We start from the raw sequence: 25,946 nt of genomic DNA, 5'->3' as shown, positions 1-25,946 counted from the left end.
TCAATTTTTTAAACACATTTTTTATAGGAATCTGTTTTTTATGCAGTCATTTAATCCCCCTGTTCGTACGTTGATGGGTCCTGGCCCATCAGATGTTCATCCACGTATTTTGTCAGCAATGGCAAGGCCAACTATTGGACATCTTGATCCAGCGTTTGTTGGCATGATGGATGAAGTTAAAACGATGTTGAAACACGCGTTTCAAACTGAAAATGCTATGACGATGCCTGTGTCTGCTCCAGGTTCCGCCGGAATGGAAACCTGTTTTGCTAACTTGGTTGAGCCAGGCGATAAAGTAGTGGTATGTATCAACGGTGTTTTCGGTATGCGTATGAAAGAAAACGTTGAGAGAGCTGGTGGTGTATGCGTCGAAGTGCATGATGACTGGGGTAAGGCAGTTTCACCGGAAAAAGTAGAAGAAACGCTAGCGGCAAATGCAGATGCGAAAATCTTGGCGTTTGTTCATGCGGAAACTTCTACAGGCGCATGTTCGGATGCAAAAACGCTATGTGAAATCGCACGTAAGCATGATTGTTTGACGATTGTTGATGCAGTAACTTCTCTTGGGGGAGTGGAGTTGCGTGTTGACGAGTGGGGTATTGACGCCATTTATTCCGGTACACAAAAGTGTTTGTCTTGTACGCCAGGCTTGTCTCCTGTTAGCTTCAGCGAAAAAGCATTGGACAAGGTTCGTAACCGTAAAACTAAAGTTCAAAGTTGGTTTTTAGACCTAAATCTTGTCATGGGATATTGGGGGCAAGGCGCTAAACGTGCATATCACCACACTGCGCCAATCAACGCGCTTTATGCTTTGCATGAATCTTTGGTCATGTTGCATGAAGAAGGTTTGGAAAATGCTTGGGCTAGGCATAAGTCTATGCACGATAAGCTTAAAGCCGGCTTGGAAGAAATGGGAATTGGGTTTGTTGTAGATGAAGATATTCGTTTGCCGCAATTGAACTCTGTTTGGATTCCTGAAGGTGTTGATGATGCCGCGGTGCGTTCTGAACTGCTAAACACCTATAACTTGGAAATTGGTGCTGGACTGGGTGATTTTGCGGGGAAAGTTTGGCGTATTGGTTTGATGGGCTTCTCTGCAAAAGAAGAAAATGTTTTATTCTGCTTATCTGCTCTGAAAAAAGTACTGAATAAATAAGTATCAAAGCGGCTTGCCAATTTGGCAAGCCGCACTTTTCCTTTTCGCCACTCTTAAATTTAAAACGGTTCTTTATCGTTGAAAAATAATAATTAATGCTTACTACTTATCGAAGTGATAAGATGATTTCATTATTAATGTTTGTTTCATACGAGTATGTCCAATAGCGAATTCTTCATCGGGCGTCAGCCGATTATGAATAGAGAAAGCAAGCTTTATGGTTATGAGTTGCTTTTCCGTGGTGGTTTCGATCCCAATGAAGCCGTTTTTGACTCAGGCCAAGAAGCTACGGCTGCCGTCATTCATAATTCTATGATGGGGTTGGGACTCGAGAGTATCGTTGGTCAGCATCAAGCATTTATCAATTTCCCCGAAAGTTTTTTCTTAAGTACAGAAACGCCCTGTTTTTCCCCTGATAATATTGTGGTTGAAGTGTTGGAAGATGTTCCGCCAACAGAAGACGTGATTGAAGGAATTAAAGTATTAAAAGGGCAAGGTTACATCATTGCACTGGATGATTTTGTTTTCAAGAAACGTTTGGTTCCATTGATACAATTAGCGGACATTATCAAGTTTGATGTTCAGTACGTAAAGCCCGAAAATATTCCCGCCCTATTTACGAAAGTAAAACAAATTACCAATGTGAAGATTATCGCCGAAAGGGTGGAAACCAAAGAAATGTTCGAAGTCTGTAAACAGGCCGGTGCCGACTATTTTCAAGGGTATTTTTTTGCAAAACCTGAGGTGATTTCCGGTAAGCAACTCAATGTCGGACGGCACAACCTGATCCTGCTATTGGAAAAAATTTCGGACGATAATTTGCATATTGATCAATTGATAGAAATTGTTGAGCGGGATGTCGGTTTAACTCACAAGTTGATGAAAATGGCTGAACAATATCGTTCTCTGAGTATGCCTGAGTTCTCTTCTTTGCGTGATGTGATGATGTTGTTTGGTTTGAAGCGAGTTCAATCCTGGGCAACGCTGGTCTCAATGTCCATATTGGATGATATTGTGCCAGAGGTTTTCAACCTGGCGAGGACACGAGCAGTATTTATGCGAAGCCTTGCACAACATGAAGGCCACGGAGCAGTAGATTCTTATTATCTGGCAGGTTTGTTTTCGATGTTGGATGTTATTTTGCAGCAAGAAATGGAAGATGCTCTAAAGCAGTTGCCAATTAATGAAGAGATCAAGTTTGGGATTTGTAAGGGTGAAAACTCTTATGGACAACTCCTAGCCATTGCTAAACAGTTTGAATCCGCTAGTGATCATGGTATTAATACCGATCACGTTAAGCTTTACATGAAAGCATTGTCGGAAGTCAATGAAGTGAGGTTCTAGCGAGATGAATGTGTTTGCTAAAACGGAATTTAGGATCCGTCTGCTGTTTGCCATTTACTTGTCTTTTCTCACCTTCTTTGCCGCACTTTCATTTTTTCATCAAAAATATGCTAATGCCGTTGTTCTAGTCGTCTTTTTCTTTATTCTGATCGGACTGATTTATGCCATAGACAAACGTGGTCTCACTCTTGGCATAAAGCTTGGGTTTACATTGGTAACCCTGCCGTTTCTCGTTTATTTATCTATCGATGGTGGGCACCAAAATACGGCCTATTTGTGGAGCATCCCCATTTTTATTTCAATACTCCATGTTGCAGGGTTCTTTATCGGTTTTGTGGCATCGGTTCTGTATTTACTATTGATTTTGTTTTTGGCAACTTCCGGCTATATTCACTACTTCATTCCAGATAGGTTTTATGCGGTTGCGCTGGCAGTCATCTTACTGTCGAGTATTCATGAATATTTGATTCATAGGCAAAGTTCCGAGCTAACCAGAAATATGGAAGCGAAAAAGAAACAAAGTGAAACCGACTCTTTAACTGGGCTGTTAAATCGCCGCTTTATTGACGAGAAGATCGACTCTTGGGCACGAGATAATGATATTGGCAGTAAAGCGCTGATGATTGTGGATATCGATTACTTCAAGAACGTCAATGACAAGTTAGGGCATGTAGAAGGCGATCGAGTACTAGAAGAGGTGGCTAAAGCGATTGTATCAGTGGTACGTCCAAATGATTTGATTGGTCGGTGGGGCGGCGATGAGTTTTTGGTGTTTTTGGAAGAGGTACAAGAGTCAGACTTGCGTGCTATCTGCGAGAGACTCTTGTCTAGGGTGCAAGAAATCAAGTTAAGCCCAACAGAATGCGTAACAGTTTCCATAGGCGCAGCCACTGCGGATAGCGAGTTTCATCGCTTGTTTAAGGAGGCAGATCAAGGACTGTATTTTGCCAAAGACAATGGCAGAAACCAGTTTTCTGTCAAGGCACTGTAGCCAATCAAAAAATCTGCCAGGTTGGGGTATAAAAAAAGCGGTGTCGATAAAATCGAAACCGCTTTTTTTATGCGCAAACAGAATGAATGGATTAGACTTTTAAATAGTCTAGAATCCCTTCTGCTGCCGAGCGCCCTTCTGCGATAGCATGAACGACTAGGCTTGATCCTCTTACCATATCGCCACCGGAGAATACTTTTTCATTACTGGTTTGGAATGGATATTGTGTGCTGTCAGCAGCAACCACAGTATTCCAGTCAGTTAGGTTGATACCGAAGTCTTCAAACCAAGCAGGTGGGTTAGGTTGGAAACCAAACGCAACGATAACCGCATCACAGTCAATCACTTGCTCAGAACCTTCAACGATTTCCGCACGACGACGGCCGTTTTCATCTGGTTCACCCATGCGTGTTTCCACAACTTTCAAGCCTGAAACTTGACCGTCTTTTTCAACCACTTCAACTGGAGATAAGTTGAACTTGAATTGAACCCCTTCTTCTTTTGCGTTTTTGACTTCCGCACGTGAACCAGGCATGTTTTCTTCATCACGACGATATACACAGTAAACTTCGCTGGCACCTTGACGGATTGAAGTTCTTGTACAGTCCATCGTGGTATCACCGCCACCCAGAACAACTACTTTCTTACCTTTCATTGAGACAAAAGGTTCAGGTTTTTGTTCATAGCCCAATTCGTTTTTTACGTTGCCGATTAGGAAGTCTAGAGCCTTGTAAACCTGTGGTAGATCTTCACCTGGGAAGCGACCTGCCATTGGTTTGTAAGTTCCCATGCCAAGGAAAACAGCATCGTAATTGTCCAAAAGTTCTTGGAAGGTGATGTCTTTACCGATTTCAGTACTACAACGGAATTCAACGCCCATACCTTCTAGAATCTTACGGCGCTTGCTAACAATGTTTTTGTCCAATTTAAACTGTGGAATACCGAAAGTTAGAAGCCCGCCAATCTCTTGTTCTTTTTCAAAGACGACTGGTTTAACCCCATTGCGGATAAGAATGTCTGCACAACCTAAACCAGCAGGTCCAGAACCTACGATGGCAACCTTTTTGTCCGTCATAGCAATGTTCGTCAGATTTGGTGTCCAACCCATGTCTGTTGCTGTGTCAGTGATGTACTTTTCAACCGCACCAATGGTAACCGCGCCGAAGTTAGTGTCTTCTAAAGTACAAGCTTGCTCACAAAGACGGTCTTGAGGGCAGATACGACCGCACATTTCCGGTAGAGAGTTGGTCTTATGGGATAGCTCAGCGGCTTCAATAACATTTCCTTCAGAAACCAGCTTTAACCAGTTTGGAATGTAGTTATGAACCGGACATGCCCATTCGCAATACGGGTTCCCGCAGTGAAGGCAGCGATCGGCCTGCGCCATAGCATCATTCAGACTGAACTCGGTATAGATTTCTTCAAAATTCTGCTTGCGTTCCATCGCCTCTTTCTTAGGTGGAAGCTGGCGATCAAGCTCTAAAAATTGTCTAACATTTCCCATTTTCTGTTCAATCCTTATGAATTACGCAGCGGTTTGCACGAACAAGGTGAATAAGTCATCAATGCTGATAGCACGTGATTTAACCAACCAGAAGTTTGGAATCATTTTGCTGAAGTTAGCCAAAACGTCCTGTGCATAAGCACTTCCGGTTTTTTCTGCATATTCCGTAATCAATTCTTTCAAATAAACACGGTAAGCTTCAGTTGCTTCAGTATCAATGCGAATGGCTTCAACCATTTCCGTGTTCAAGCGATCAGGCAATGTATGGTCCGTGTCTAGGATGAACGCCATCCCGCCAGACATACCTGCACCAAAGTTAACGCCAACTTCGCCCAAGCTAACCACTGTCCCGCCAGTCATGTATTCACAACCGTGATCCCCTAGACCCTCGACAACAGCAATGGCACCTGAGTTACGAACACCAAAGCGCTCACCACCTGTACCGTTTGCAAATAGCTTACCGCCAGTCGCACCATATAGGCAGGTGTTTCCGACAATAGGTGTGACATGTGGGTCGAATGATGAGTTTTGTGGTGGTCTGATGACAATTTCTCCACCAGCCATACCTTTACCGACGTAATCGTTAGCATCACCTTCAAGGTGTAGGTTCAAGCCATCCACGTTAAACACACCGAATGATTGTCCCGCAATTCCTGTTAGTTTTAGGGTGATAGGTGAATCCTTCATGCCATCATTACCATAGCGCTCGGCGATCTCACCTGCAACACGGGCACCGATTGAGCGGCCAGTGTTAACAAGTTTGAAGTTGAAGATACCACCATTTTTACCTTCGATTGCAGGCAAGGTTGCTCTGACCATTTCTTCGGCAATATGACCATCATCCCATGGATTATTTCTTGAGACCTGAACCGTCTGAGGTTTGTCTTCAGGAACACCACCATCAGAGATGAAGGAGCTCAAATCAATATTCTTTTGCTTGGCCGTCAAAGGTTCATCAATGACTTTCAATAGATCAACACGACCTACCAAATCTTCTAGGCGGGCAACGCCTAACTTAGCCAGCCATTGGCGTGTTTCTTCAGCAACGAAAGTGAAATAGTTCATGACCATTTCAGGTAGGCCGATGAAGTGCTCCTTACGCAAGCGTTCATCTTGTGTTGCAACACCTACAGCACAAGTGTTCAAGTGACAAATACGTAGGTATTTACAACCCAGTGCAATCATTGGAGCTGTTCCGAAACCGAAAGATTCCGCACCAAGGATGGCTGCTTTTACAACATCTAAACCTGTTTTTAGACCTCCATCAGCCTGTAGGATAACTTGGCCACGAAGGTCATTTGCACGCAGCACTTGATGCGCTTCAACCAGGCCCATTTCAAATGGGTTACCAGCATACTTAACAGAGGTTAATGGGCTTGCACCGGTTCCACCGTCGTAGCCTGAGATGGTAATCAAGTCCGCATAAGCTTTTGCAACACCAGCAGCGATGGTTCCCACACCTGGTTCAGCAACCAGCTTGACGGAAATCAAAGCGTTCGGGTTAACCTGCTTCAAGTCGAAAATCAGCTGAGCCAAATCTTCAATTGAGTAGATGTCATGGTGAGGCGGCGGTGAGATCAGCGTAACACCCTGTACCGAATGACGCAGTTTTGCAATCATAGAGTCAACTTTATGACCTGGTAATTGACCGCCTTCACCTGGCTTAGCACCTTGGGCGACTTTGATCTGTAGCACTTCCGCATTACGTAGGTAGTGTGCAGTTACGCCAAAACGACCCGATGCGATTTGTTTAATCTTAGATACTTTTTCTGTGCCGTAACGCGCAGGATCTTCAGCACCTTCACCAGAGTTTGAGCGAGCACCTAGGCGGTTCATTGCAATAGCAAGCGCCTCGTGTGCTTCAGGTGAAAGAGCACCTAAAGAAATACCAGCTGAATCGAAACGTTTGAAGATGCATTCAATCGGTTCAACTTCTGACAAGTCGATGGATTTGATGTCGTCTTTAAAAGTAATCAAATCACGAACAGTCATTGCTGGACGCTTGTTAACCAACTCCGCAAACTTGTCGTAATCAGCTTGCGTGCCTTTTTGTACGGCTTCACGTAGGTAGTTTACAACGTCAGGGTTGTAAGCATGGTATTCACCACCGTGAACATATTTCAACAAACCACCAGGTTGGATGAATTTGCGCGGGTTGAACGCTTCCCAAGCTAACTGTTTGTTGTCAGCTTCGATGTGCTCGAAATTTGTTCCTTCAATACGAGAAGGTGTGCCGGTAAAGCATAGATCAACGATTTCACGAGTTAAACCAACGGCTTCAAATAGCTGTGATCCGCGGTACGACGTGATGGTAGAAATCCCCATTTTTGAAAGAATTTTCATCAAGCCTTTGTTGATCCCTTTGCGATAGTTCTTGATGTAGTCGCTCATTGCTACTTTACTATCAAGTTCTTTCGTGCGAACCATGTCGGCAATACTTTCGTATGCTAGGTAAGGATAAACCGCGGTTGCGCCATAGCCGAATAGCACTGCAAAATGATGCGGATCTCTCGCAGTACCCGTTTCAATGATTAGGTTAGCTTCAGGACGTAGACCCTCTTTAATCAGTCTATGGTGAACTGCACCAGTTGCCATCGCTGATGGAATGGTCAGTTTACCTTGTACTAGATTCATGTCAGAAAGCACTAGCAGAGTAATGCCTGACTTGACGGCGTTAACAGCCTCATCACAAACATCTAGGATAGCCTGTTTTAGTGATGTTGCTTCATTGTCATAATGTAATGAAATGACCTTATGCTGATAGTCCTTATCACCGAAGTTAATCAACTGTTCCATGATGGATGGAGACAGGATTGGTGATTTGACTTCTAAACGACGTGCATGATCAGCACTTTCATCAAACATGTTAAGCTCACGACCAAAGCAGGTGTTCAAAGACATAACAATGCTTTCACGCAGTGGGTCGATAGGTGGATTTGTTACCTGAGCAAACATTTGACGGAAATAGTCAAATACAGAGCGCGCTTTGTGCGAGAACACTGGTAGCGGTGCATCATCACCCATTGAGCCAGTAGCTTCTTGCCCGGCTTCTGCAAGCACGCGGATAATCTGATCTCTTTCCTCGAAAGATACTTGGAAATATTTTTGATAGATTGCTGTTTGGTCTGCATCCCAGTCGCGAGTTTGATCTTTGCAGTCCAATCTCTCGGTAATGTGCATATAGCCTTTATCCATCCATTCACGGTATGGCTTAGCAGCTTTCAATTCATTGTCGATGTCTTGTGGTTTAAGAAGTGTTCCTGACTCCAAATCAACGGCAATGATTTGGCCTGGTTTCAAGCGGCCTTTTTCAACAATATCTTCCGGAGCGTAGTTATAAACACCGATTTCAGAAGCGAAAGTAACATGTCTGTCTTTGGTGATGACATAACGTGTTGGGCGTAGACCGTTACGGTCTACGCCACAGATAGCGTATTTACCAGTGTTGATAACCATCCCTGCAGGGCCGTCCCAAGGTTCCATGTGCATAGAGTTGTACTCTAAGAACGCTTTAAGGTCAGGATCCATGTGCGGCATGTTTTGCCAAGCTGGTGGAATCAATAATCTCAACGCCTGGAAGACTTTCATGTCACCCATCATTAGAACTTCCAACATGTTGTCCAAAGAGTTGGAGTCAGAGCCTGATTGCGCCACTAAAGGTTTTAGTTGTGATAATTCAGGGATTAGTGGTGTTTCAAATTTGCTTTGACGTGCCAATGCCCAGTTGCGATTTCCTCGAATCGTGTTCAACTCGCCATTGTGCGCCAAGAAGCGGAATGGTTGAGCCAAGCGCCACTGCGGTAGTGTATTGGTTGAGAAACGCTGATGGTATGAGATACAAGAGGAGGCAAAGCGTTCGTCATGTAGATCCAAGTAAAACAAAGGCAGCTCTTTAGGCATTACAAGGCCTTTGTAAGATAACAACTGGCTGTTTAGTGATGCAATGTAGAAAGTGGCATCGTTTGACTCAATCTCCATTTCAGCTTTGCGGCGAGCAACAAATAGTGCACGGTTGAAGTCAGCTTCAGACATATCTGTAGGCGCATTGATGAAGACTTGTTCAATCACTGGTTCCATGCCAGCAGCTTGTTTCCCTAGAACTGACGAATTAACAGGAACTTTTCGCCAACCAAGAACATCAAGTCCTTTTTCCTTAAGTAAAGATTCTAGTGTTGTACGTGCAAAATCTGCTTTAGTTGCATCTTGGTTTAAGAAAACCATACCGCAGGCATAAGTAGTCGTTAGAGTGAAGCCTAGCTTAGCCGCTTCGTCTTGAAGGAAATGATCAGGCTTCTTGATAAGAAGTCCACATCCATCACCAGTACAACAGTCTGCAGCAACACCACCACGGTGAGTCATGTTTCCAAGTGACTCAATCGCGGTTTTGACTGCCCAGTGGCTAGGCTGATCGTCCATTTGGGCGATCATACCAAAGCCACAGTTCTCTCTTTCAAACTCAGGAGAATATAGACCTTGTAGTTGGTTTAACGAATTCATAATCAGTTTCCTGTAATACTATTGTTATAACTTATTGTTATATTTGTATTTTTTCAATTTTTCTTGTTCTTCTTTGGGCTTGAAAAAATAAAAAATGGTGCGAAATTATAAATTGTCTCGCGTTAAATTTCAATGCGGATGCCGAGAAGTCGACTCTGTTTAAAGTCAAAAAAGCACGTTCAAGAGAAATGACTCCTGAACGTGCTTTTAAATCAGTAAAAATTCTACGTAGAATTTTAAGGGGTTATTTGAACGAACAAAGCGATTGTCCGGTCATTTCATCCGGTTGACCAATGCCCATCATGTCGAACAGGGTGGGAATGACATCACACAATGCACCACCTGATTTAAGCGTGCATGAGCGTTCGCCGTAGTAAACCATGTCAACCGGGAAGGTTGTATGAGATGTAAGAGGTTTTCCTTTTTCTTCGTCAAACAACAATTCAAGGTTTCCATGGTCAGCAGTAATGATAGCTTCGCCACCGACTTCTTTAAGAGCCTTAAGGATTTCCCCTAATGCTTCATCGACGGCTTCGGCTGCTTTAATACAAGCTCCCATCACACCAGTGTGACCAACCATGTCTGGGTTGGCGATGTTGCAGATAAAGGTGTCATATTCTCCGGAGTGAATCGCTTGGATTAGCTTTGCTTTCACTTCTGGCAGGCTCATTTCAGGCTGTAGATCATAGGTTGCAACTTTTGGTGAGTTGACCAGGATACGGTATTCGTCTCTGTTTGGCTCTTCCACACCGCCATTGAAGAAGAAGGTGACGTGAGCGTACTTTTCAGTTTCGGCAATACGTAGTTGTTTAAGGCCTTTTTTGGCGACATACTCACCATAAGTGTTGCGAAGTTTCGTTGGGCGGTAAGCAACCAAAGCGCCGAACTTTTCAAAATTCTTTTTGTATTCCGTTAGGGTGACGAAAGCTGATAAAACCGGTGTTTTGCAACGGTGAAAATCTTCAAAGTCGTCAAAAATAAATGCTTTAGTCAGTTGTCTAGCGCGGTCTGAACGGAAGTTCATGAAAATGATTGAATCACCATCCTGAACCTGAGTTTTTGAACCATCTTCGAGCGCAATATGAGTTGCTTGGATGAATTCATCATTCTCGCCACGTGCATAAGATGCTTCCACTGCTTCAGTGGCTGAAGCATACTCAAACTCGCTGATGCCGCAAGTAATTACGTCATAGGCTTTGTGTACACGATCCCAGCGGTTATCTCTGTCCAGAGCGTAGTAACGCCCTGTAATCGAGGCAATGCGTCCGCCACCGATTTCTGACATAAAGGTTTCAATATCTTCAATGTATTGAAGTGCACTTTGTGGTGATGTGTCTCGGCCATCGGTAAAAGCGTGTAGCACAACATTGGCACCACGGTCGTGAGCCATCTTGATCGCTGCTTTGATGTGTTTGATGTGGGAGTGAACACCGCCATCGGATAGTAGGCCAAGGATGTGAACAGTACGGTCACGGTCAATGGCGGAGTCAATCGCTTTCAATAAAGCATTGTTTTCAAAGAAACGACCATCATCAATGTCTTTCTGGATGCGAGTCAATTCTTGATAGACCACGCGGCCAGCGCCAAGGTTCATATGCCCAACTTCCGAATTTCCCATTTGACCTTCTGGCAAACCAACAGCAAACCCTGAAGTATTGATTTGGGTGTGAGGGAATTTGGAAAGCAAGCCATCCCAGTTAGGAGTGTGTGCTTGAGCAATCGCGTTGTACTTTGTTTCTTCGCGATGTCCCCATCCATCCAAAATAATTAATCCAGTTGGTCGGTGTTTTAAGTTTACAGTTTCAGTCATGGTATTTTCCGTCGAAAAAAGAGGGTTGTCCTTGAATTTAATGAATTTGGTTAAAAACAGTAAATAGACGTTTATTGTAACGAGTTTCATTGTTAAAATCATTAGCTTTGAAATGAATCATTTGTTAAAGGAACTTTGATGTTTATTGAGTTTGTGCACGAACAGCCGTTTTTGTTTATCGCATTAGCAGTCATTGTGATAATGCTTGGCTACAGCTATTTTGGCGATAAGATGTCCGGTTATAAGTCTGTAAATGCTGATGAAGCGGTCAGGTTATATAACAATGGTGCTTGGGTTTTGGACGTGCGCACGGATGGAGAATATAAAAGTGGATTTATCGGCGAAGCAGAGAATATCTCATCTACCGATATTTCTAAAAGGCTCTCAAGTTTAGAGTCTCATAAAGCTGATGATATTTTGATCTACTGTCAATCAGGCGCACGTTCTGCAGGTGTTGCCAGAATGTTGGTCAAGCAGGGCTTTACCAAGGTGCATAACCTAAGTGGCGGCATTATGTCTTGGAAAAGCGCGGGGCTCCCGGTCAATAAACAAGTGTCGAAAAAGCAGTTAAAAAAAAACAATAAAAAGGAGGGCGTGTAATGTCGGAAAAAGCGATGCCGGAAATTACGATTTACCTAACGTCAACCTGCCCATACTGTAATATGGCGAAAAACTTACTGAACGGCAAAGGCCTAACCTATAACGAAATTAACGTTGGTGGTGACTCTGCTCTTTGGGCTGCGATGCAAGAGAAGAGTGGTCGCAGTACTGTTCCACAGATTTTCATCGGAGAACACCATGTTGGTGGGTTTGATGACTTGTCTGTTGTGGATCGTTCTGGTGAGTTGGATAAAATCCTTGCTGAAAATGCTTAAGTAAAAGAATAGGAAATAGAGTTTACATGTCTGAAAATAACCAAACTGAAGTGCAGCAGCATTTTCAAATCCAAAAAATTTACACGAAAAACATCTCTTTTGAATCGCCAAAAACCCCTGAAGTTTTTCTTCATGAGTTTCAGCCTAAGCTTGATGTTGACTTAAATGTTGAAACGGATGTTTTGGAAGAAGGGGCCTATCATGTATTGATTCGCGTGACAGCGACCACCATGATTGACGATGCAACAGCATTTTTATGTGAAGTTGAGCAAGCGGGTATTTTTACGCTTGAAGGTTTTAATGAACAAGAAATTCAGTACTTGTTGGCTTCTCAGTGTCCAGCTGCGTTATTTCCTTATGCGCGTGAAACCATTTCGAGCTTGGTCGCAAAAGGTGGCTTCCCGCAGTTGATTTTGGAACCAGTTAATTTCGATGCAATGTTTGCAAGTCATTTAGAGCAACAAGCTCAAGGGATGCAACAATAATTTGGTGAAAGGTGTTTCACTAAAATCAGTTTTGAATAGTTGAGCGCGAGTTTATGTCACAAAAAAAAGTGCAAAACGTCGTTGTTCTCGGTGCAGGTGCATGGGGAACAGCCTTGGCTATTCATTTGTCACGCTCCGGGCAGTCAGTATCTCTCTGGGCACATAGTGATGTGCATACCCAGAGTTTGACGCAAGAGCGCAAAAACCAAAAATATTTACCTCAAGTCCATTTTCCAGACAGTCTTCGAGTGGTAAGTGATCTCGCCTCCAGTCTTGAAAGCGCGGATGCCATTTTGGTGGTGGTGCCAAGTCATGTCTTTCGCCAGGTACTAAGCCAAGTTTCGAGTATGGTTGATGTTTCCGAGAAGCATATTGCCTGGGCAACCAAAGGTTTTGAGCCGGAAAGCAAGAAACTTTTGCATGAGATTGCAAAGCAAGAGTTGTGTAAAGATTGCCATTACACTGTGCTTTCAGGTCCTACCTTTGCAGCAGAAGTTGCAAAAGGGTTACCGACAGCCATGGTGAGCGCGTCAACCGATGAGCAGGAAGCTGCTTATTGGGCGAGCTTGTTTCATCATGATGCATTTCGTATGTATACCCAAGGCGATATTGCCGGTGTTGAAGTCGGTGGCGCTTACAAAAACATTATGGCAATCGCTACCGGTGTTAGTGATGGGTTGCACTTAGGGGCAAATGCACGTGCGGCGATTATTTCCAGAGGGATGGCGGAGATGATGCGTTTTGCCGGATTATACGGTGCGACACCAGAAACACTAATGGGGTTGGCGGGGCTTGGAGACTTAGTGTTGACTTGTACTGATAATCTATCACGTAACCGTCAGTTTGGTTTGAAGTTGGCGTCGCCAAAGCAAACTTCTGAAAGTGCGCAGCAGGAAATCGGGCAAGTGGTAGAAGGTGTCAAAGCGGTGAGAGTGGTTAAGGCCATTGCCGATGAAAAAGGCTTGGATCTTCCAATTGCTGAGCAGGTGTATCAGTTAGTGGAAGGAAATATCACGGCTAAGGAAGCAGCAGAGCATTTGTTGGCAAGAGAGTTAAAAGCCGAGTCTTAGGTACCCAAGCCTTGAGTTGATTAAAATCTGCCAGGTTGGGTGTTTAAGTATCTATACCCAACCTGGCAGATTTTTGTGTTTTGAAATGCCTATTTCGGCATGCAGAAGTTAAGTTGGCGCCAAGCCTCATAAGCCATAACTGAAACAGCATTGGCGAGATTTAGGCTGCGCCCGCCAGGAACCATAGGGATGGTTAGTCGCTGTTCTTCAGGTAGGCTGTTGATGACATCCAAGGGTAGTCCTCTGCTTTCAGGGCCAAACAAAAAAGCATCTTCGTCAACAAACGTAGGTTCGGTATAATAGCGAGTCGTTTTGGTGGTTAAAGCAAAAACGCGGTTGGGTTGTACGCTATGAATGCAGTCTTCGAGCGTTTCGTGCTCATGAAGGTTTGCAAGCTCATGGTAATCCAGTCCTGCGCGGCGCACCTTTTTTTCGCTTAAGTCAAAAGCGTAAGGTTTGATCAGGTGAAGATGCGCGCCCATGTTTGCGCTCAAACGAATTAACGCCCCAGTGTTTTGTGGAATTTCCGGTTCATACAAGATGATGTGAATCATAGGTAAATGTTTTTTAGGATCGAGAGTTGATGGATTTATCGGTAAATTTGTGCGGCATTCATTTTAATAATCCGGTGGGCATGGCCTCCGGGAATGCTGGCTACGGCATAGAATACCAGTCTGTTTCCGGTTTTTCCAATAGAGATGTGGGGGCGGTGTTTCTGAAGGGGACTACTTTGGAGCCTAAGTTGGGCAACAAACCTGAAAGGGTGATGGAGTCTCCTTGCGGTTTGCTCAATTCAATTGGTTTGCAAAACCCCGGTGCTAAGGCGGTCATTGAACAATATTTGCCTAAGCTGAACATGGATGAGTCGCGATTCATTATTAATGTGTCTGGTTCATCTATTGAAGAATATGCAGAAGTAGTGCGTTTGTTTGATCAAACCGATTTGCCAGCGATTGAAGTGAATATTTCCTGTCCGAACGTCAAAAAAGGCGGGGCTGCTTTTGGAAACGATCCTGATATGGCGGCAAAGGTGGTTGAAGCTTGCCGTGCAAGTACGACAAAACCTTTAATTGTGAAGTTGTCGCCAAATCAGACGGACATTGCAGAAGGTGCAAGGCGTGTTATTGATGCGGGCGCGGATATGTTGTCGGCTATCAATACCTTGATGGGAATGCAGATAGATATTCACACAGGTAAGCCGACGCTGGGAAATAATCAAGGTGGTCTTTCCGGTCCTGCAGTAAAGCCTGTCGCGTTGCTTAAGGTTCATCAGGTTTACCAAGTTGCAAAACAGTATAATGTGCCGATTATTGGGTTAGGAGGTATTGCCTCTGCTGAAGATGCGATCGAGTTTTTCTTGGCAGGTGCGTCCATGGTTGCGATCGGCACCGCTATGGCAAAAGATCCTTTGTTGGCGAAAAAAGTGAACAAAGGCATTGCGCGCTACATGCAGCAGCATGGTTATACAAGCGTATCGGAGATGACAGGTAAGTTGGCTTTGAATACCGACACTGTCCTTTGTGGTTAAGAATTTTTAGTATTTAATTTAAAGTAAAGAAATGAAGTCAGTAGAAGAACAGTTGGCCATTATTAAACGTGGCGCAGAAGAGATTTTGGTTGAAAAAGAGCTGATTGAGAAGTTGGAATCAGGTAAGCCTTTGCGAGTAAAAGCAGGCTTTGATCCGACAGCACCTGATTTGCACTTGGGTCATACCGTGTTAATTAATAAGCTTAAGCAGTTTCAGGATTTAGGGCACGAAGTGTTGTTCTTGATTGGTGACTTCACTGCGATGATTGGTGATCCTACTGGAAAGAGTGCTACGCGCCCGCCGCTATCGCCAGAAGCAATTGAGAAGAACGCAGAGACTTATAAAGAACAGGTCTTTAAAATTCTTGATCCAGCAAAAACCACGGTCATGTTTAATTCCGAGTGGATGGGGCAAATGACAGCGGCAGATATGATTAAGTTGGCAGCCACACAAACCGTTGCGCGTATGTTGGAGCGTAATGACTTTGAAGACCGCTACAAGTCTGGAACGCCAATTGCCATCCATGAGTTTTTATATCCATTGGTGCAAGGTTATGACTCTGTTGCGATGGATGCTGATATCGAGTTGGGTGGAACGGATCAGAAGTTTAACTTATTGATGGGGCGTACGCTGCAGTCACACTTTGGCAAAAAGCCGCAATGTACTTTGACTATGCCAATTCTTGAAGGTTTGGATGGCGTGCAAAAGATGTCCAAATCATTGGGTAACTATATTGGTATTAAAGACGAGCCGAATGATATGTTTGGTAAAGTCATGTCTGTCTCTGACGAATTGATGTGGCGCTATTATGAATTGTTGTCTTTCTTGTCCTTGGAAGAAATAGAAGAATTGAAGCGTTCTGTTGAGAATGGTGAAAACCCAAGAAACGTTAAAATTAAGTTGGCGCTTGAATTGATCGAACGCTTCCATTCTGCTGAAGCGGCACAATCTGCATTAAAAGACTTTGAAACCAAGTTCTCGAAAAATGCAATTCCAGATGAAATGCCGGAATTTACGTTTAACGAAGCAATGCCGTTAGCGAATTTATTAAAAGAAGCTGGCTTGGTTGGTTCGACTTCAGATGCACATCGTATGATTAAACAAGGCGCTGTTAAATTGAATGGCGAAAAAATCGAAGATGGTCGTGTTACGGTTGAAGCTTGTGAGAAGCAGGTTTACCAAGTTGGTAAGCGAAAGTTTGCACGAGTGACGATTAACTGTTAAAAATCTGCCAGGTTGGGTATTTGGAAAAACCGCTAAATGGCGGTTTTTTCGTATGAGGAGTTTGTAAGTTGTTGATAGTTTTGGTTGGGTGGTAGAAAACGTAAAAAAACTGTAAAAAAGTTAGTGATAGGGCTTGCAAAGATTTCCAGAGTGATTAGAATACGCATCTCTTTCGGAGACACTCTGAAAGAAGTTAAAAACCGATTGAAAGTTTAGAAGTTTGAATCGGGTGTTTTTTGAAAAGATCGAGTTAAAATTTTTCAAAAAACGGAAAAATTAAGTTGACGAGTTAGAGAAAATAAAGCTATAATTCACAGCTTAACGACAGCAAAAATGCTTGGAAAATTCGAGTCTTTTTGCCGGACTTAGTTCTTTAAAAATCAGGTAATACAGAGATAATTTATGTGGGAGCTACTTAAGTAAGTAGTTGCTAAAAACATAAATATCTCGACAACTATGTATATGGTTAATTGTTGAATACTTAGGTATTTAATAATACATGTACCTTGTTAATTTCGAGTGTTTAATTTGTGTTGCAGACAAGCAATTAAAAAAACAAGTCAAAAGATTAAACTGAAGAGTTTGATCCTGGCTCAGAATGAACGCTGGCGGCAGGCTTAACACATGCAAGTCGAACGGTAACAGGAGAAAGCTTGCTTTCTTGCTGACGAGTGGCGGACGGGTGAGTAATGTATGGGAATCTGCCCTCTAGTTGGGGACAACATATGGAAACGTATGCTAATACCGAATGTGATCTACGGATTAAAGGTGCCCTCTCCTTGGAAGGTATCGCTAGAGGATGAGCCCATATTAGATTAGCTAGTTGGTAGGGTAAAGGCCTACCAAGGCGACGATCTATAGCTGGTTTGAGAGGATGATCAGCCACACTGGGACTGAGACACGGCCCAGACTCCTACGGGAGGCAGCAGTGGGGAATATTGCACAATGAGGGAAACCTTGATGCAGCCATGCCGCGTGTGTGAAGAAGGCCTGAGGGTTGTAAAGCACTTTCAATTGTGAGGAAAGCTAAGTAGTTAATACCTGCTTAGTGTGACGTTAACTTTAGAAGAAGCACCGGCTAACTCTGTGCCAGCAGCCGCGGTAATACAGAGGGTGCAAGCGTTATTCGGAATTACTGGGCGTAAAGCGCGCGTAGGCGGACTGTTAAGTCGGTTGTGAAAGCCCTGGGCTCAACCTAGGAATTGCATCCGATACTGGCAATCTAGAGTTTAAGAGAGGGAAGGGGAATTCCAGGTGTAGCAGTGAAATGCGTAGATATCTGGAGGAACATCAGTGGCGAAGGCGCCTTCCTGGCTTAAAACTGACGCTGAGGTGCGAAAGCGTGGGTAGCGAACGGGATTAGATACCCCGGTAGTCCACGCCGTAAACGATGTCAACTAGCTGTTGGCCTTATTAAAAAGGTTAGTAGCGCAGCTAACGCGATAAGTTGACCGCCTGGGGAGTACGGTCGCAAGATTAAAACTCAAAGGAATTGACGGGGGCCCGCACAAGCGGTGGAGCATGTGGTTTAATTCGATGCAACGCGAAGAACCTTACCATCCCTTGACATCCTGCGAACTTTCTAGAGATAGATTGGTGCCTTCGGGAACGCAGTGACAGGTGCTGCATGGCTGTCGTCAGCTCGTGTCGTGAGATGTTGGGTTAAGTCCCGCAACGAGCGCAACCCTTATCTTTAGTTGCTACCATTTAGTTGAGAACTCTAAAGAGACTGCCGGTGATAAACCGGAGGAAGGCGGGGACGACGTCAAGTCATCATGGCCCTTATGGGATGGGCTACACACGTGCTACAATGGGGGGTACAAAGAGCAGCTAGCTGGCGACAGTGCGCGAATCTCATAAAACCCTTCGTAGTCCGGATTGGAGTCTGCAACTCGACTCCATGAAGTCGGAATCGCTAGTAATCGTGAATCAGAATGTCACGGTGAATACGTTCCCGGGCCTTGTACACACCGCCCGTCACACCATGGGAGTGGGTTGCAAAAGAAGTAGGTAGTCTAACCTTCGGGAGGGCGCTTACCACTTTGTGATTCATGACTGGGGTGAAGTCGTAACAAGGTAGCCGTAGGGGAACCTGCGGCTGGATCACCTCCTTTAAGAAAAAAGTGACTGCGAGCTTAAGCTGGCTTCCACATAAATTGTCTCTGTATTACTAGAAGAAAAGACCTGGGTCTGTAGCTCAGTTGGTTAGAGCGCACCCCTGATAAGGGTGAGGTCGGTGGTTCAAATCCACCCAGACCCACCATGACTTGGGGCTATAGCTCAGCTGGGAGAGCGCCTGCCTTGCACGCAGGAGGTCTGCGGTTCGATCCCGCATAGCTCCACCAATATTACGGTGAATAAAGTCTGAGTAAGTATCAGAAATTATTAGCAGTGATATTGGTAACAATATAACTGAAGAAGTTCTTTAACAATTTGGATCAATCTCTGAAAAAGAGAAACCTATGACACCGACATGTCATAGGAGCACGAACCTGCTCCAACGGGTTCGTGCGTAGTAATAGTCATTGATTAAGAAGAAGCAATTCAACTTAATTGATGTACTAGGTAACAATGTCTTAATTGAGTCAATTTTAGTTTTAGTGAAGATCGAAAGATCAACACTGAGTCTACTCAAGCGAAACATGTCAGCGATAAACTTTTAGTTACAGCAATTCACTAGGCTTTGATTGTAGAAATTCTGGATTTTTAAATACTCTAGCAGGTGTTTAAAGAGTTGAAGGGATGGAAGCAACACAAAAGGTCAAGGTTATTTTTGAGTTGTATAGTTAAGTGACTAAGCGTATACGGTGGATGCCTAGGCGGTAGAAGGCGACGAAGGACGTAGTAACTTGCGATAAGCCACGGGGAGTTAGTAAACAAGCTTTGATCCGTGGATTTCCGAATGGGAAAACCCATCCTTTATGGATATCCCCTTGTGGGAGGCTAACCCGGAGAACTGAAACATCTAAGTACCCGGAGGAAAAGAAATCAACCGAGATTCCCTAAGTAGCGGCGAGCGAACGGGGACCAGCCCTAAAGCATTTATTAAGATAGCAGAACACTCTGGAAAGTGTGACGATACAAGGTGATAGTCCTGTATGCGAAATCTTATTAAGTGTTATTCGAGTAGGACGGAACACGTGAAATTCTGTCTGAATATGGGGGGACCACCCTCCAAGGCTAAATACTCTCTACCGACCGATAGTGAACCAGTACCGTGAGGGAAAGGCGAAAAGAACCCCGGAAGGGGAGTGAAATAGAACCTGAAACCGTATACGTACAAGCAGTGGGAGCACCTTCGTGGTGTGACCGCGTACCTTTTGTATAATGGGTCAGCGACTTACGTTATGTTGCAAGGTTAACTGAATAAGGGAGCCGAAGGGAAACCGAGTCTTAAATGGGCGATTAGTAGCATGGCGTAGACCCGAAACCGGGCGATCTATCCATGGCCAGGTTGAAGGTGCCGTAACAGGTACTGGAGGACCGAACCCACGTATGTTGAAAAATGCGGGGATGAGCTGTGGATCGGAGTGAAAGGCTAATCAAGCTCGGAGATAGCTGGTTCTCCTCGAAATCTATTTAGGTAGAGCCTCATGTATCACTCTTGGGGGTAGAGCACTGTTATGGTCTAGCGGGCCGTCAAGGCTTAGCAGCCCATTGCAAACTCCGAATACCAAGAAGTGCAATCATGGGAGACAGACTGCGGGTGCTAACGTCCGTAGTCAAGAGGGAAACAACCCAGACCGCCAGCTAAGGTCCCTAAACACTATTAAGTGGGAAAGGATGTGGGAAGGCTTAGACAGTCAGGAGGTTGGCTTAGAAGCAGCCACCCTTTAAAGAAAGCGTAATAGCTCACTGATCGAGTCGGCCTGCGCCGAAGATTTAACGGGGCTAAATAGTGTACCGAAGCTGCGGATGCCATTTATGGCATGGTAGAGGAGCGTCGTGTAAGCCTGCGAAGGGGTGTTGTAAAGCATCCTGGAGGTATCACGAGTGCGAATGCTGACATGAGTAGCGACAAAGGGAGTGAAAAGCTCCCTCGCCGAAAGACCAAGGGTTCCTACGCAACGTTAATCGACGTAGGGTTAGTCGACCCCTAAGGCGAGGCCGAAAGGCGTAGTCGATGGGAAACAGGTTAATATTCCTGTACTTTTTATTACTGCGATGGAGGGACGGAGAAGGCTAGGCAAGCTTGCTGTTGGTTGCAAGTTCAAGCGTTTAGGCAGAGATCTTAGGCAAATCCGGGATCTTAATGCTGAGGCGTGATGAGGAGTCCTATTTTGGACGAAGTTGTTGATGCCATGCTTCCAAGAAAAGCTTCTAAGCTTCAGGTAATAAAGAATCGTACCCCAAACCGACACAGGTGGTCAGGATGAGAATTCCAAGGCGCTTGAGAGAACTCGGGTGAAGGAACTAGGCAAAATGATACCGTAACTTCGGGAGAAGGTATGCCCAAGCGATTGGGCCGCAGAGACCAGGTGGCTGCAACTGTTTACTAAAAACATAGCACTGTGCAAAATCGAAAGATGACGTATACGGTGTGACGCCTGCCCGGTGCCGGAAGGTTAATTGATGGGGTTAGCTTATGCGAAGCTCTTGATCGAAGCCCCGGTAAACGGCGGCCGTAACTATAACGGTCCTAAGGTAGCGAAATTCCTTGTCGGGTAAGTTCCGACCTGCACGAATGGCGTAATGATGGCCACACTGTCTCCACCCGAGACTCAGCGAAATTGAACTCGCAGTTAAGATGCTGTGTACCCGCGGCTAGACGGAAAGACCCCGTGAACCTTTACTACAGCTTTGCACTGGACTTTGATACTATCTGTGTAGGATAGGTGGGAGGCTTTGAAGCAGTAACGCCAGTTATTGTGGAGCCATCCTTGAAATACCACCCTGATATTATTGAGGTTCTAACCTAGGCCAGTGAATCCTGGTCAGGGACAGTGTATGGTGGGTAGTTTGACTGGGGCGGTCTCCTCCTAAAGTGTAACGGAGGAGCGCGAAGTTACCCTCAGCACGGTCGGACATCGTGCAATGAGCGCAAGAGTATAAGGGTGATTGACTGCGAGACAGACACGTCGAGCAGGTGCGAAAGCAGGTTCTAGTGATCCGGTGGTTCTGTGTGGAAGGGCCATCGCTCAACGGATAAAAGGTACTCCGGGGATAACAGGCTGATACCGCCCAAGAGTTCATATCGACGGCGGTGTTTGGCACCTCGATGTCGGCTCATCACATCCTGGGGCTGAAGTCGGTCCCAAGGGTATGGCTGTTCGCCATTTAAAGTGGTACGCGAGCTGGGTTTAGAACGTCGTGAGACAGTTCGGTCCCTATCTGCCGTGGGCGTTGGAGAATTGAGAGGGGCTGCTCCTAGTACGAGAGGACCGGAGTGGACGATCCGCTGGTGTTCCAGTTGTCATGCCAATGGCATTGCTGGGTAGCTATGATCGGAAGGGATAACCGCTGAAAGCATCTAAGCGGGAAACCCGCCTCAAGATAAGTTCTCCCTAGACTTTAAGTCTTCTAAAGGGCCGTTAAAGACTATGACGTTGATAGGCTGGGTGTGGAAGTGCAGTAATGTATGAAGCTAACCAGTACTAATTACCCGTGAGGCTTAACTATACAACTCAAAAGTATCCTTAGACGAAAGACTAAGATGACATGTTTGAGCTTGAGTAGACAAGACTAGAAAAGACACAATTGAGATAGTGTTTACCAACAGTAAACTGTGCTCTAACAGAGATTGATTCCAAATTCAGTAGGGTGAGTGAGAGATTTTCTTCATTCTACATAACCAAATTGCTTGGGGACCATAGCGAGATGGAACCACCTGATCCCATTCCGAACTCAGTAGTGAAACGTCTCAGCGCCGATGGTAGTGTGGCAGGTGCCATGTGAGAGTAGGTCATCTCCAAGCTTATATTCTAAAAACCACTCTTTTGAGTGGTTTTTTTTTAACCATAAATTAACAAAAATCAATTCCTTAAACGATTATCCTTTCTAGGTTTTTAGTAATTTGTATTCGTTTTCTCGCCTCTGTATAATACCGATACAATTTTATAAAATGGAAACTACATGGAACAGCAGTCTAGCTATACTAAAGAAGAATTATTGAAATGTGGTCGAGGAGAATTATTCGGCCCAGGTAATGCGCAACTTCCATTGCCTCCGATGTTAATGTTTGATCGAATCTCCCATATTTCAGAAGAAGGTGGAGCTTTTGGCAAGGGGCAAATTAGAGCTGAGTTAGATGTCACTAGTGATTTGTGGTTTTTTGAATGTCATTTCAACAACGACCCTGTTATGCCTGGTTGTTTGGGCTTGGATGCCATGTGGCAGTTGATCGGCTTTTTCCTAGGTTGGACAGGTGGGCCTGGACGAGGTCGTGCTCTTGGCTCAGGTGAAGTTAAATTTTATGGACAAGTTTTACCAACTGCCAAAAAAGTTGAATATGTAATTGATATGAAACGTGTGATCAAAAGGAAGCTATACATGGGTATTGCTGATGCACACATGTTTGTTGACGGAAAAGAAATTTATTCTGCGGCTGATTTAAAGGTCGGTTTGTTTACTAATACGGATTCTTTCTAATTATGAAGCGAGTAGTCATCACAGGTATAGGCGTTGTTTCAAGCCTAGGGAATAATAAAGATGAAGTTACCAATTCACTGCGAAAAGGTAAGTCAGGTATAGTATTTGCCCCAGAGTATGCTGAAAATGGAATGAGATCCCAAGTCCACGGAGCTATCAAAGACTTGAGCTTCCAGGAACACATTGACAGAAAACAACTACGTTTTATGGGTGATGCGGCGGCTTACAGTTATATTGCAATGAAGCAAGCTGTTGAAGACTCAGGCTTAAGTGAAGACCAAATTTCAAATCCTAGAACTGGACTGGTTGCAGGTTCTGGCGGTGGTTCTAACTCTAATGCCACTGATGCAGTTGAAATTGCTAAAACCAAAGGCGTTAAACGTGTAGGACCTTATATGGTTACCCGTACTATGGGGTCAACTGTTTCGGCATGTTTGGCAACGCCATTCAAGATTAAAGGTATTAACTATTCAATCAGTTCTGCGTGTTCAACTTCTGCGCACTGTGTAGGTACTGCAGTTGAGCAAATTCAACTTGGAAAACAAGATATTGTTTTTGCAGGTGGTGGTGAAGAGCTTCATTGGACAATGTCGGTATTGTTTGATGCGATGGGTGCATTGTCTTCAAAATATAATGACACTCCAGAAAAAGCTTCTCGGGCCTACGATACCGACCGAGATGGTTTTGTAATCGCTGGCGGTGGCGGTATGGTTGTAGTGGAAGAATTGGAGCATGCCCTAGCGCGAGGCGCCAAAATCTACGCTGAAATAACTGGCTATGGTGCTAACTCTGATGGTTACGATATGGTTGCACCATCTGGTGAAGGTGCTGTGCGTTGTATGCAGATGGCGCTGAAAAGTGTTGATGGTGATGTGGATTACATTAACCCGCACGGAACATCGACTCCAGTTGGTGACACGAAAGAAGCTGCGGCTATCCGTGAAGTGTTTGGTGATAAGATTCCTAAAATCAGTTCGACCAAGTCGATGTCCGGTCATTCATTGGGTGCGGCAGGCGTTCATGAACTGATATATAGCTTGTGCATGCTCGAAAATGACTTTATTGCACCTTCAATTAATGTTGAAAACCTTGATCCAGAATGTGAAGGTATGCCTATCGTAACTGAAGTTATTGAAAATGCAGGCTTGAATCGTATTATGAGTAACAGTTTCGGTTTTGGCGGAACAAATGCATGTATCGTTGTGGAAAAGTATAAAGCTTAATTTTCTTAACGTGATGATATAAAAAAACCGGCATTTGCCGGTTTTTTTATGCCTGTAGTTTAGCAATAGGGCCATGGTGCATTACATTTACCTTTGTTCTTTGGCGTAGATTTCTTGATCACCTTCTCAGGTGGAATTTTATGACAAGCGATAAGTTGTTTTTTATAAAGCTCAGCTCTGTTTTTGACCTTGGTTGCGACATGCAGTAACCATTTCTTTTTAAGGTAGGTTTTTCTTGAATAGCCACCTTGTCCTTCATGATAAGCAAGGTAGAGCCTGTAAGCATCATCCCTTCGAATACGGTTTTTAATGTGTGACTGATAGTTGTACCATCCTATGAAATCCAAGGAATCCTCAACGTTCGTGCGTTTCGCAAAGCGGTTGCCAGTTGACTTTTGATATTCATACCAAGCAGGATCCTGTGCTTGCGAGTAGCCATATGCAGAAGAGTCTCTGGGTAGCGGGATAATACCAAGTGCGTATTCGCGTTTGGGTTGAGCATCATCCTTAAATCTAGATTCTTGGTAGATAAATGCCATTAGGATGTACTCTGGAATGCCCCATCTTTTTGAGGATGCTTTAGCTGCTCCTTCCCAGTCGCTATCATACCCATAAATGTGGCAGATATTGTCATGTGTTTGTTTAGGTGGATTGGTAGTACAACTGGAAACCAGTATAAAGAATGTAAGTAGTAAGGCAGTCTTTAAGGCTGTATTCATGACGTTCATTGTGAATAAATAAAGGTTTTTCGGTATATAGGCTGCTTCTGGCTGTTCAACACCTCGACATCCCAGTGTCCGCTCCATGCGCTACTGAGGCGTTTGCTTGACCATGTGCGGAAATTTTTCCCTTTAATTTTAAGAGGGATTGTAGCCATAACTTTTCCATTGTAACGCCAACGGTGATACAGCACTTCACCATTCGCCTTTTGTATTTGAGTGAAGAAATAAAGCTTTCTGACAAATTTTGGAATGGCGTTTTGATAAATTTTTCCTGGTTCCCTGTTTGCTATTTCAGTCGTAAAAACAGCGCTACGAATTTGAATAGGACTTTGAATTAACTGCGTTCCGGTCAATGGTGGATTTGAAGTAGCTTCTTGCTTGGATAGTTCTAAATCTGTTCGCTCATCGTGTGAGAGTAAGGATAAAGAGATATGAGGTTTTTCATTGCTAGGTTTCTGCGCGGGTGATTGTTTCTCTTCTTGTGGCGAGCTTGGCTTTTTTGTTTGATTTTTAGCGGCGGAGAGAAGACCAAAGTCTCCCGGATCGGGTGCTTGAGGTTGCTGAGAAGGTGGCGCTACTGCAGAAGTGGCGGTGACGTTTTTCTTAGCGATCTTTTGAGGCTTGCTTGCTTGTTTCTCTTGCTGGACGTTATGAATCATGACGCTTGCAGTTGCTAAGCCTGCAACGATTGCCATGACCGTCCAAATTGCCTTATTACGCCATGGAGACTCCTTTTCATTCTCCAATGCCTCGGCAATGTCTTCTTGGTACTGGTGCCAGCCACTTTCAAAGTGTGTTTTCATCGTGCTGTCCAGTTTGATCTGACTGGGCATCAGCGTTAAAGATTTGCCTTCCATAGCTAACCGATAGCCTTTCTTAAAGGCATATAAGTGGTTGGCATTTTGTGTTTCTGGCAATTTCATATTAG

At 44.4% G+C, this 25,946-nt stretch carries 17 protein-coding genes, 2 tRNA genes and 3 rRNA genes; 16 read left to right on the top strand and 6 right to left on the bottom strand.

Features of this window, described 5'->3' with window-relative positions; all coding sequences use genetic code 11:
- Positions 1-40 precede the first annotated feature (40 nt).
- From HVMH_RS10640 to HVMH_RS10630, 3 genes are all read left to right on the top strand, one after another.
- Positions 41-1,156, top strand: a complete 1,116-nt coding sequence (locus tag HVMH_RS10640; RefSeq protein WP_029912220.1) for a pyridoxal-phosphate-dependent aminotransferase family protein — start codon at positions 41-43, stop codon at positions 1,154-1,156.
- Positions 1,157-1,312: 156 nt separating this feature from the next.
- On the top strand, positions 1,313-2,500 hold the full coding sequence (locus tag HVMH_RS10635; RefSeq protein ID WP_029912222.1) for an EAL and HDOD domain-containing protein: 1,188 nt from the start codon (positions 1,313-1,315) through the stop codon (positions 2,498-2,500).
- Between the two features lie 10 nt (positions 2,501-2,510).
- The gene (locus HVMH_RS10630) at positions 2,511-3,491 is read left to right on the top strand and encodes a GGDEF domain-containing protein (protein ID WP_162178152.1); all 981 of its coding nucleotides are present in this window, start codon (positions 2,511-2,513) and stop codon (positions 3,489-3,491) included.
- Between the two features lie 91 nt (positions 3,492-3,582).
- Here HVMH_RS10630 and HVMH_RS10625 read toward each other — a convergent pair whose 3' ends face one another.
- The 3 genes from HVMH_RS10625 to gpmI all read right to left on the bottom strand — a co-directional run bounded on the left by HVMH_RS10625 (position 3,583) and on the right by gpmI (position 11,302).
- Positions 3,583-4,995: a glutamate synthase subunit beta gene (locus tag HVMH_RS10625; protein ID WP_029912226.1), complete on the bottom strand. Its 1,413-nt coding sequence runs from the start codon at positions 4,993-4,995 to the stop codon at positions 3,583-3,585.
- 21 nt (positions 4,996-5,016) lie between these two features.
- Positions 5,017-9,492: a glutamate synthase large subunit gene (gltB, locus tag HVMH_RS10620; protein ID WP_029912228.1), complete on the bottom strand. Its 4,476-nt coding sequence runs from the start codon at positions 9,490-9,492 to the stop codon at positions 5,017-5,019.
- A 244-nt stretch (positions 9,493-9,736) separates the two neighbouring features.
- Positions 9,737-11,302: a 2,3-bisphosphoglycerate-independent phosphoglycerate mutase gene (gene gpmI / locus HVMH_RS10615; protein ID WP_029912230.1), complete on the bottom strand. Its 1,566-nt coding sequence runs from the start codon at positions 11,300-11,302 to the stop codon at positions 9,737-9,739.
- Positions 11,303-11,440: 138 nt separating this feature from the next.
- Here gpmI and HVMH_RS10610 point away from each other — a divergent pair, with 138 nt between their 5' ends.
- From HVMH_RS10610 to HVMH_RS10595, 4 genes are read left to right on the top strand one after another with little or no spacing between them, the layout of a single operon-like run.
- Positions 11,441-11,902, top strand: a complete 462-nt coding sequence (locus HVMH_RS10610) for a rhodanese-like domain-containing protein (protein ID WP_029912232.1) — start codon at positions 11,441-11,443, stop codon at positions 11,900-11,902.
- Positions 11,902-12,177 carry a glutaredoxin 3 gene (grxC, locus tag HVMH_RS10605; protein ID WP_345917257.1) on the top strand — a complete coding sequence of 92 codons (276 nt, stop codon included), beginning with the start codon at positions 11,902-11,904 and terminating at the stop codon, positions 12,175-12,177. The genes HVMH_RS10610 and grxC overlap by 1 nt, the downstream gene beginning before the upstream one ends.
- Positions 12,178-12,203: 26 nt before the next feature.
- Entirely contained in the window at positions 12,204-12,662 is a 459-nt protein-coding gene (gene secB, locus HVMH_RS10600; RefSeq protein ID WP_029912236.1) for a protein-export chaperone SecB, read from the top strand.
- A 53-nt stretch (positions 12,663-12,715) separates the two neighbouring features.
- The gene (locus HVMH_RS10595; protein WP_029912238.1) at positions 12,716-13,732 is read left to right on the top strand and encodes an NAD(P)H-dependent glycerol-3-phosphate dehydrogenase; all 1,017 of its coding nucleotides are present in this window, start codon (positions 12,716-12,718) and stop codon (positions 13,730-13,732) included.
- Between the two features lie 89 nt (positions 13,733-13,821).
- On the opposite strand, the gene HVMH_RS10590 is transcribed toward HVMH_RS10595, so the two are convergent.
- Positions 13,822-14,286, bottom strand: a complete 465-nt coding sequence (locus HVMH_RS10590; protein ID WP_029912240.1) for a tRNA (cytidine(34)-2'-O)-methyltransferase — start codon at positions 14,284-14,286, stop codon at positions 13,822-13,824.
- Positions 14,287-14,312: 26 nt separating this feature from the next.
- Here HVMH_RS10590 and HVMH_RS10585 point away from each other — a divergent pair, with 26 nt between their 5' ends.
- From HVMH_RS10585 to fabB, 9 genes are all read left to right on the top strand, one after another.
- Entirely contained in the window at positions 14,313-15,260 is a 948-nt protein-coding gene (locus tag HVMH_RS10585) for a dihydroorotate dehydrogenase (RefSeq protein WP_035629053.1), read from the top strand.
- A 31-nt stretch (positions 15,261-15,291) separates the two neighbouring features.
- Entirely contained in the window at positions 15,292-16,485 is a 1,194-nt protein-coding gene (gene tyrS, locus HVMH_RS10580) for a tyrosine--tRNA ligase (RefSeq protein WP_029912244.1), read from the top strand.
- A gap of 570 nt (positions 16,486-17,055) precedes the next feature.
- Positions 17,056-18,599 (top strand): 16S ribosomal RNA (locus tag HVMH_RS10575).
- 72 nt (positions 18,600-18,671) lie between these two features.
- Positions 18,672-18,748: transfer RNA gene (locus HVMH_RS10570), tRNA-Ile, on the top strand.
- A 6-nt stretch (positions 18,749-18,754) separates the two neighbouring features.
- Positions 18,755-18,830: transfer RNA gene (locus tag HVMH_RS10565), tRNA-Ala, on the top strand.
- A gap of 439 nt (positions 18,831-19,269) precedes the next feature.
- Positions 19,270-22,104, top strand: a 23S ribosomal RNA gene (locus tag HVMH_RS10560).
- Between the two features lie 180 nt (positions 22,105-22,284).
- Positions 22,285-22,399 (top strand): 5S ribosomal RNA (rrf, locus tag HVMH_RS10555).
- The 16S, 23S and 5S rRNA genes sit together here with 2 tRNA genes alongside, the layout of an rRNA operon.
- Positions 22,400-22,557: 158 nt before the next feature.
- Positions 22,558-23,073 (top strand): 3-hydroxyacyl-[acyl-carrier-protein] dehydratase FabA, encoded by a 516-nt coding sequence (gene fabA, locus HVMH_RS10550; RefSeq protein ID WP_029912246.1) that lies wholly within the window; start codon positions 22,558-22,560, stop codon positions 23,071-23,073.
- 2 nt (positions 23,074-23,075) lie between these two features.
- Positions 23,076-24,296, top strand: coding sequence for a beta-ketoacyl-ACP synthase I (gene fabB / locus HVMH_RS10545; protein WP_029912248.1), 1,221 nt, complete (start codon positions 23,076-23,078; stop codon positions 24,294-24,296).
- Between the two features lie 59 nt (positions 24,297-24,355).
- Here the strand turns inward: fabB and HVMH_RS10540 are convergent, their stop codons facing one another.
- Positions 24,356-25,015: a transglycosylase SLT domain-containing protein gene (locus tag HVMH_RS10540; RefSeq protein WP_035629807.1), complete on the bottom strand. Its 660-nt coding sequence runs from the start codon at positions 25,013-25,015 to the stop codon at positions 24,356-24,358.
- Positions 25,016-25,020: 5 nt separating this feature from the next.
- Positions 25,021-25,941: a DUF2914 domain-containing protein gene (locus HVMH_RS10535; RefSeq protein ID WP_051623106.1), complete on the bottom strand. Its 921-nt coding sequence runs from the start codon at positions 25,939-25,941 to the stop codon at positions 25,021-25,023.
- Positions 25,942-25,946: the final 5 nt, after the last annotated feature.

The organism is Hydrogenovibrio marinus (assembly GCF_013340845.1).
Taxonomy (GTDB): domain Bacteria; phylum Pseudomonadota; class Gammaproteobacteria; order Thiomicrospirales; family Thiomicrospiraceae; genus Hydrogenovibrio; species Hydrogenovibrio marinus.
Note: the sequence above shows the minus strand (reverse complement) of the source record. Positions and strands in the feature narration are given on the sequence as shown.